At 62.1% G+C, this 6,936-nt stretch carries 6 protein-coding genes; 4 read left to right on the top strand and 2 right to left on the bottom strand.

Annotation, left to right across the window (positions count from 1 at the left end; all coding sequences use genetic code 11):
* The 3 genes from QM600_RS18150 to QM600_RS18140 form a co-directional block, all read left to right on the top strand.
* Positions 1-1,112, top strand: a 1,112-nt coding sequence (locus tag QM600_RS18150) for a ferredoxin reductase (protein WP_283262881.1), incomplete at its 5' end; no start/stop codon positions are given.
* Between the two features lie 24 nt (positions 1,113-1,136).
* Complete coding sequence (locus QM600_RS18145; RefSeq protein ID WP_283262880.1) at positions 1,137-2,399, top strand: fatty acid desaturase family protein; 1,263 nt, start codon at positions 1,137-1,139, stop codon at positions 2,397-2,399.
* 123 nt (positions 2,400-2,522) lie between these two features.
* The gene (locus QM600_RS18140) at positions 2,523-3,764 is read left to right on the top strand and encodes a fatty acid desaturase family protein (protein ID WP_283262879.1); all 1,242 of its coding nucleotides are present in this window, start codon (positions 2,523-2,525) and stop codon (positions 3,762-3,764) included.
* A gap of 61 nt (positions 3,765-3,825) precedes the next feature.
* On the opposite strand, the gene rsgA is transcribed toward QM600_RS18140, so the two are convergent.
* On the bottom strand, positions 3,826-4,815 hold the full coding sequence (rsgA, locus tag QM600_RS18135; RefSeq protein ID WP_243619466.1) for a ribosome small subunit-dependent GTPase A: 990 nt from the start codon (positions 4,813-4,815) through the stop codon (positions 3,826-3,828).
* Positions 4,812-6,119 (bottom strand): 3-phosphoshikimate 1-carboxyvinyltransferase, encoded by a 1,308-nt coding sequence (gene aroA, locus QM600_RS18130; RefSeq protein ID WP_283262877.1) that lies wholly within the window; start codon positions 6,117-6,119, stop codon positions 4,812-4,814. Before aroA ends, rsgA begins: the two co-directional genes overlap by 4 nt.
* A gap of 49 nt (positions 6,120-6,168) precedes the next feature.
* Here aroA and QM600_RS18125 point away from each other — a divergent pair, with 49 nt between their 5' ends.
* Positions 6,169-6,921 carry an SOS response-associated peptidase gene (locus QM600_RS18125; RefSeq protein WP_283262876.1) on the top strand — a complete coding sequence of 251 codons (753 nt, stop codon included), beginning with the start codon at positions 6,169-6,171 and terminating at the stop codon, positions 6,919-6,921.
* Positions 6,922-6,936: the final 15 nt, after the last annotated feature.

The raw sequence follows: 6,936 nt of genomic DNA, 5'->3' as shown, positions 1-6,936 counted from the left end.
TGAAGGACTGGATCGAGGCACCGGCAGCGTCGGTAGTTCCGGCAGCGCGGTCGAAACTCAATCTGCTGCGCGGTGCAGCGGCGCGGTTAACGACGCCTCTCCTGCCCGACGATTACCTTCACCTGGCAAATCCGCTGTGGTCGGCCAGAGAATTGCGCGGCCGCATCGTCGAGGTGCGCCCGGAAACCCAGGATTCGGCAACCATTGTGATCAAGCCGGGTTGGGGATTCGACTTCAACTACCAGCCGGGCCAGTACATCGGTATCGGCTTGCATGTCGACGGCCGCTGGCACTGGCGTTCGTACTCTCTGACCTCCCCGCCCAACTGGGAAAACAAGAAGATCTCCATCGCGGTCAAGGCGATGCCCGAAGGATTCCTGTCGAGTCACCTCGTCGGTGGCGCTGTCCCGTCGGGCACGATCGTCCGTCTCGCAACGCCGTCGGGCAACTTCGCGTTGCCGGACCCGCCGCCGGAGAAGATTCTGTTCATCACCGCCGGCAGTGGAATCACGCCGGTCATGGGCATGCTGCGCACCATGAATCGTCGTGGGCAGTTGCCTGACGTCATGCACATTCACTCTGCTCCGACGGAGTCCGATGTCATGTTCGCCGATGAACTCACTGCTCTCCACGCCGAACATGAGGATTTTGTCAGCCACGTTCAGCTCACTCGCCGCGACGGAAAGTTCAAGCTGAGCTCCCTCGATCAGGTGTGCCCGGACTGGCGTGAACGCCACACGTGGGCGTGCGGTCCGTTGCCGTTGCTCGACGAGATCGACGACGTCTGGAAAGCGGAGGGAATCGAAGACCGCCTCCATATGGAGCGATTCGCGGTCTCGCGTATCGACGCCGACGCGGACGGCGGCACGGTCACGTTCGAGAAGTCAGGCAAGACCATCACGGTGGACGGTGCGACGACCCTCCTGGAGGCCGGCGAGAAGGCCGGTGCGCTGATGCCTTTCGGTTGCAGAATGGGAATCTGCCAAACGTGCGTCGTACCGCTCGTTTCGGGCCACGCGATCGATCTGCGTTCAGGAAAACAGCACGTCGAGGGTGAACGCATCCAGACGTGCATCTCAGCCGCCGCGGGCGACTGTACGCTTGACGCATAGCTTCTAGGCACCCGGAGGACCACGGTGGCAATCACCGACATCAAAGAGTTTTCGCACCTCACTGCAGCTGACGTCGAAGCGCTTGGGCGTGAACTTGATCAGATTCGACTCGATATCGAAGACTCCCGAGGAATTCGGGATGCTCGCTATATTCGCCGGGTCATCCGGGTCCAGCGAGCGTTGGAGCTCGGTGGACGGATGGCGCTCTTCGGGAGCAGGTACCGACCGGCGTGGTTGGCCGGCACAGCCTTGCTGAGCTTGTCCAAGATCATCGAGAACATGGAACTCGGGCACAACGTGATGCACGGGCAGTGGGACTGGATGAACGATCCGGAGATCCACTCGTGCTCGTGGGAGTGGGATCAGACGGGGCCGTCGGAGCACTGGAAGCGTGCCCACAACTATCAGCACCACACGTACACCAACGTTGTCGGCATGGACGACGATCTGGGTTTCGGAATCTTGAGGATGACGCGGGACGAGCCGTGGAAGCCGATCAACCTTTTGCAGCCTGTTGCCAACGTGATTCTGGCGGCGACGTTCGAATGGGGCATTGCCCTGCATGACCTCACGGCGGCATCCAAGTTGGAAGGCTCCGCGAAGGGGCAGTTGAACTCGCAGGCGAACAAAGACTTCGCGCGCAAGATCTTCCACCAGGTCGGCAAGGACTTCGTACTGTTTCCGGCTCTGACGGGGCCGGCATGGAAGTCGACTCTGACTGCTAACGCGACTGCCAACCTGGTCCGTAATCTGTGGGCGTATGTCGTGATCTTCTGCGGCCATTTCCCCGACGGTGCCGAGAAGTTCACGGTTGCCGAGTTCGAGCAGGAAACTCGTCACGAGTGGTACCTGCGTCAGATGCTCGGTAGTGCGAACTTCAACTCGGGCAAGCTCATGGGATTGATGAGCGGCAATCTGAGCTACCAGATCGAGCACCACGTCTTCCCGGATCTACCGAGCAATCGCTATCCGGAGATTGCCGTGAAGATGCGGGCACTGTGCGAGAAGTTTGATCTTCCGTACACAACCGGTTCGTTGTTCAAGCAGTACCTGCTGGCGTTGCGCACCATTCACAAGCTGGCGCTGCCGGACAAGTGGTTGATCGCGACGTCGGACCATGCGCCCGAGACGTCGTCGGAGCTCCGCTTTCGGGAGTCGGGTTTCAAGGACGCGGCAATGGCAATGGTCGAAGATCTACGCACCGACCCGGTGACGGGAAAGCGCGTCGGACTGCTGACCGCTCTGAAGTCGCAGGCTCGTTCGCGCATGCCCAAGCGCAAAAAGTGATATAGATTACATCGGAAAAAACCTAACCTACGGTGCCGTAAGTTACGGTACAGTAGGTCGTGTCGATTTCGTTCGATATGAACTTGCTCGTTGTAGCCGAACTTACTGCCAGGAGGCCTTCCGATGGCGATTGCCGATGTTAAGGAATATGCGCATCTCACCGAAGCTGATGTCGAAGCGCTCGGTCGTGAACTCGATGCGATCCGCCGCGACATAGAAGATTCGCGCGGTGAGAAGGATGCGCGCTACGTGCGCAACGTGATTCGGTTGCAGCGTTCCCTCGAGATCAGCGGTCGCGCGATCCTCTTCGCCAGTCGCAAGCGGCCGGCATGGTTGCTTGGTGCCGGCGTTCTCGGCGTCGCCAAGATCATCGAGAACATGGAACTCGGCCACAACGTGATGCACGGCCAGTGGGACTGGATGAACGATCCGGAGATCCACTCCAGCACGTGGGAATGGGACGTCAACGGCCCGTCCGCGCACTGGAAGCAGACGCACAACTTCCTGCACCACAAGTACACCAACGTGTTGGGCATGGACGACGACGTCGGATACGGACTGCTCCGCGTCACGCGTGACCAGCGGTGGAAGCCCTTCAATGCCGGCAACATCGCCTTCAACACGCTCCTGGCTCTTTTCTTCGAGTGGGGTATCGCCGCTCAGCACCTCGAGCTCGGCAAGGTGGCCAAGGGTCGCACCGACATGGAGGACACGCGTCGTAAGTTGCGTGAGGTGGGCGAGAAGATCGGCAAGCAGCTGGTCAAGGACTACGTCATCTACCCGGCACTGACCGGCCCCGCGTGGAAGAGCACTCTCAGTGCCAACTTCACCGCCAACATCATTCGTAACCTGTGGACCAACGCGATCATCTTCTGCGGACACTTCCCGGACGGTGCCGAAAAGTTCACCAAGGCAGACATCGACGGCGAGTCGCAGGCGCAGTGGTACCTGCGTCAGATGCTCGGCAGCGCAAACATCGAGGGCGGCAAGGCCATGGACTTCATGTCCGGCAACCTCAGCTACCAGATCGAGCATCATCTGTTCCCGGACCTGCCGAGTAATCGCTACAAGGACATCGCGGTCAAGGTTCGTGAGCTCACCGACAAGTACGACCTGCCGTACACCACTGGGCCATTCCTGGTGCAGTACGGCAAGTCGTGGCGCACCATTGCCAAGCTCTCACTGCCCAACAAGTATCTCAAGGATACCGTCGACAATGCGCCGGAAACTGCGTCGGAGTTGATGTTCGACAACAAAGCGACGCTGACGGTTGATCCGTTGACTGGCCGTCCCAGTGGCCTCAAGAGTGCCATCGCCCGCAAGCGTAAGGGCGGAAAGCTGCGGAGCCTGCTCGGCCTGCGCTGATCCGCTTCATCGTCCGAAGAAAACAGCCCGACACCGCCAAAGACGGTGTCGGGCTGTTTTTTCAGTATTGATCGTTGGACTTGATCGCCTCGAGGAGTTGGCGCACCGCGATAACACGCCGGGCCGATTTTCCTTCGAGCAGATCGAGCTTGCACTCGGGGTCGGCCGGGGGACCGAGGTGCGTGCAGCCGCGGGGGCAGTCTTCGATCTGCGCTGCAAGGTCGGAGAACGCCGCAACCACATTTTCGGGGGAGATGTGGGCGAGACCGAACGAGCGGATGCCCGGTGTGTCGATCACCCAACCGCCACCGGCCAGGGGGAGTGCCACCGACTGCGTCGACGTGTGACGACCTTTGCCGACGCCGGAGACGATGCCGACTGCTCGATTCGCGTCGGGGACAAGACGATTCACGAGCGTCGATTTGCCGACGCCGGAGTGGCCGATCAGGGCGGTCAGCTTGTTGTTCAAGATTGTGGTGAGTTCGTCGAGCGGATCGTCGCGGCCGGCAACAACAACCTGGATGTCGAGATCGGCAAACGTACTGGCAAATTCTTCCGGTGGTTCGAGGTCGCTCTTGGTCAGACACACGATGGGCGTCAGGCCGCCCACGTATGCCGCGACCAGTGCGCGCTCGACAAAGCCGGTGCGCGGCGGCGGATCAGCCAGGGCCACCACGATCAGCAACTGCTGTGCGTTGGCGACCACGATGCGCTCGAAGGGGTCGGTGTCGTCGGCAGTGCGGCGGAGCACCGTCGAGCGCTCGGAGACCCGGATGATTCGAGCGAGAGTGTCCGTTTTACCGGACAGATCGCCGACGATGTCAACCTGATCGCCGACGACGATCGGTGTCCGGCCCAGTTCGCGGGCACGCATAGTCACGATCAGTCGGTTGGGGTCACCGCCCAGGACACAACCCCAGCGTCCGCGGTCCTTGGAGACCACCATCCCCGATTCGGCGGACAGATGCTCGGGGCGAGTCTTGGTACGGGGGCGTGATCCGCGGCCGGGCCGGACCCGGACGTCGGACTCGTCGTACTGTCGCTTGCTCAGAAGCTTGCCTTACGTGCGGAGTGATCGAGCATGTCGGTCCACATGCCCTCGAAGCCCGGCAGCGTTTTCGCTGTTGTCGCGACGTCATCCACTTCGACGCCGTCGACCACCAGGCCGATGATGGCGCCGGCCGTGGCCATGCGGTGGTCTGCATACGAGAGCCATTGTCCGCCATGAAGTTTCGCGGGCACAATGGTCAGTCCGTCCTCGGTTTCGGTGACGGAACCGCCCAACTTGTTGATCTCGTCGGCGAGCGCGGCCAGGCGATCCGTTTCGTGGCCACGCAGGTGGGCGATGCCGCGGAGGTGAGAAGTTCCTTCGGCCAGGGCTGCGAGCGCCGCGACGGTCGGGGTGAGTTCTCCGACGTCGTGTAGATCGATGTCGATGCCGCGCAACGTTTCCGGGCCACGAACGGTCAAGATGCCGTCGGCGAGTATGACCTCGGCTCCCATCGAGACGAGGATTTCGCGGATCGCATCGCCGGGCTGAGTGGTCGACGACGGCCACAGCGGCACGCTGACGGTTCCGCCGGTGACGGCTGCGGCCGCCAGGAACGGTGTGGCATTGGACAAGTCGGGTTCGATGCCCCAGTCGACTGCGCGCACCGGTCCGGGTCCAACACGCCAGGTGTCAGCCGCGCCGCCGGTAGCCGGGGTCGTGACGGACACGCCCGCTTCGCGGAGCATCTCGACGGTCATATCGATGTGCGGCATGGACGGGACAGGCTTGCCGCTGTGGTGAACGGTGACGCCTTCCTCGAATGCGGCAGCGGAGAGCAGTAGGCCGGAGACGAACTGTGAGGAACCGGAAGCGTCGATCGTGACGGTTCCGCCGCGCAGCGAACCAGTGCCTGTCACGGTGAAGGGGAGGGCGTCGCCCTCGATCTGCGCGCCCAGTCCACGAAGTGCCTCGAGGATGGTGCCGAGCGGTCGCGTCCGGGCCTGCTCGTCGCCGTCGAAGCGAACAACGCCGTCGGCCATTGCGGCCAGGGGCGGGAGGAAACGCATGACGGTACCGGCGAGACCGCAGTCGACGTCTCCGCCGCGGAGCGGTCCGGGAGTGATGCGCAGAGTGCTGGGGTTGCCCGCTTCTTCGACGCCGATACCGAGATCGCGTAGCGCTGCGATCATGAGGTCCGCATCGCGGCTGCGGAGAGCACCGGTGAGAGTGGACGGACCGTCCGCCAGAGCCGCCAGAATCAGGGCTCGATTGGTGATGGACTTCGATCCGGGCAGCGTCACCACTGCGTCGATCGGCGTTTGGGCGTAAGGGGCGCTCCACAGACTCAGACTCACAGGGTCCATCTTCTCTTATCAGTGGGGGAATGGTCGAAACCGTGCCACTCTGGGTGTCATGTGCGGAAGGTATGCGACCACAGCGGACCCGGCCAGCTTGGCTGTCGAACTTGATGCGCTCGACGAGACGGACCATTCGTCGGAGGCGTCGACGGACTTCAATGTCGCTCCCACGACCACGGTGCTGACCGTCGTCGAGCGTCATGACCGGGACAATCCCGATAGTGATGCGGTCAAGCGGATACGGCAGATGCGGTGGGGTTTGGTGCCGTCCTGGACCAAGGAACTGAGCAAGGGGCCGGTGTTGTTCAACGCTCGGGCCGACTCGCTGGCCGAGAAGCCGGCTTTTCGGACGGCCTTCAAATACAAACGATGCCTGGTTCCGATGGACGGTTGGTACGAGTGGCAGACCGAACCGCGGGGCGGCAAGAAGGTCGCAAAGATTCCGTACTACCTGCACCCGGGTGACGGATCGAGGCTGTTCATGGCCGGCGTGTGGTCGGCGTGGCGGAATCCGGCCGCAGAGAATGCAGATCCGGTCCTGAGCTGCTCGATTGTCACCGTCGATTCGCTCGGCCACCTCGAACAGGTCCACGACCGGATGCCGCTCGCACTGCCGCGTGATCGCTGGGAAGCCTGGCTCGACCCGGATCACGGCGCCGACCCGGCGCTACTCGAACCGATTCCCGATCTGTTTTCCGGAATCGAGATCGATCGAGTCCGGCCCTTGGTCAACAGCGTCAAAAACAACGGACGCGAGTTGATCGAGCCGGACGTCGACCGAGCGGGAGAGCAGATCAGCCTGCTCTAGCTCAGTGACCACGTC

The organism is Rhodococcus sp. IEGM 1379 (assembly GCF_030056815.1).
GTDB lineage: Bacteria > Actinomycetota > Actinomycetes > Mycobacteriales > Mycobacteriaceae > Rhodococcus_F.
Note: the sequence above shows the minus strand (reverse complement) of the source record. Positions and strands in the feature narration are given on the sequence as shown.

Coding starts and splice junctions, on each gene's coding strand:
- QM600_RS18140 (WP_283262879.1), top strand. CDS start 2,523: ATGGCGATTGCCGATGTTAAGGAATATGCGCATCTCACCGAAGCTGAT.
- aroA (WP_283262877.1), bottom strand. CDS start 6,119: ATGGACCCTGTGAGTCTGAGTCTGTGGAGCGCCCCTTACGCCCAAACG.
- QM600_RS18125 (WP_283262876.1), top strand. CDS start 6,169: ATGTGCGGAAGGTATGCGACCACAGCGGACCCGGCCAGCTTGGCTGTC.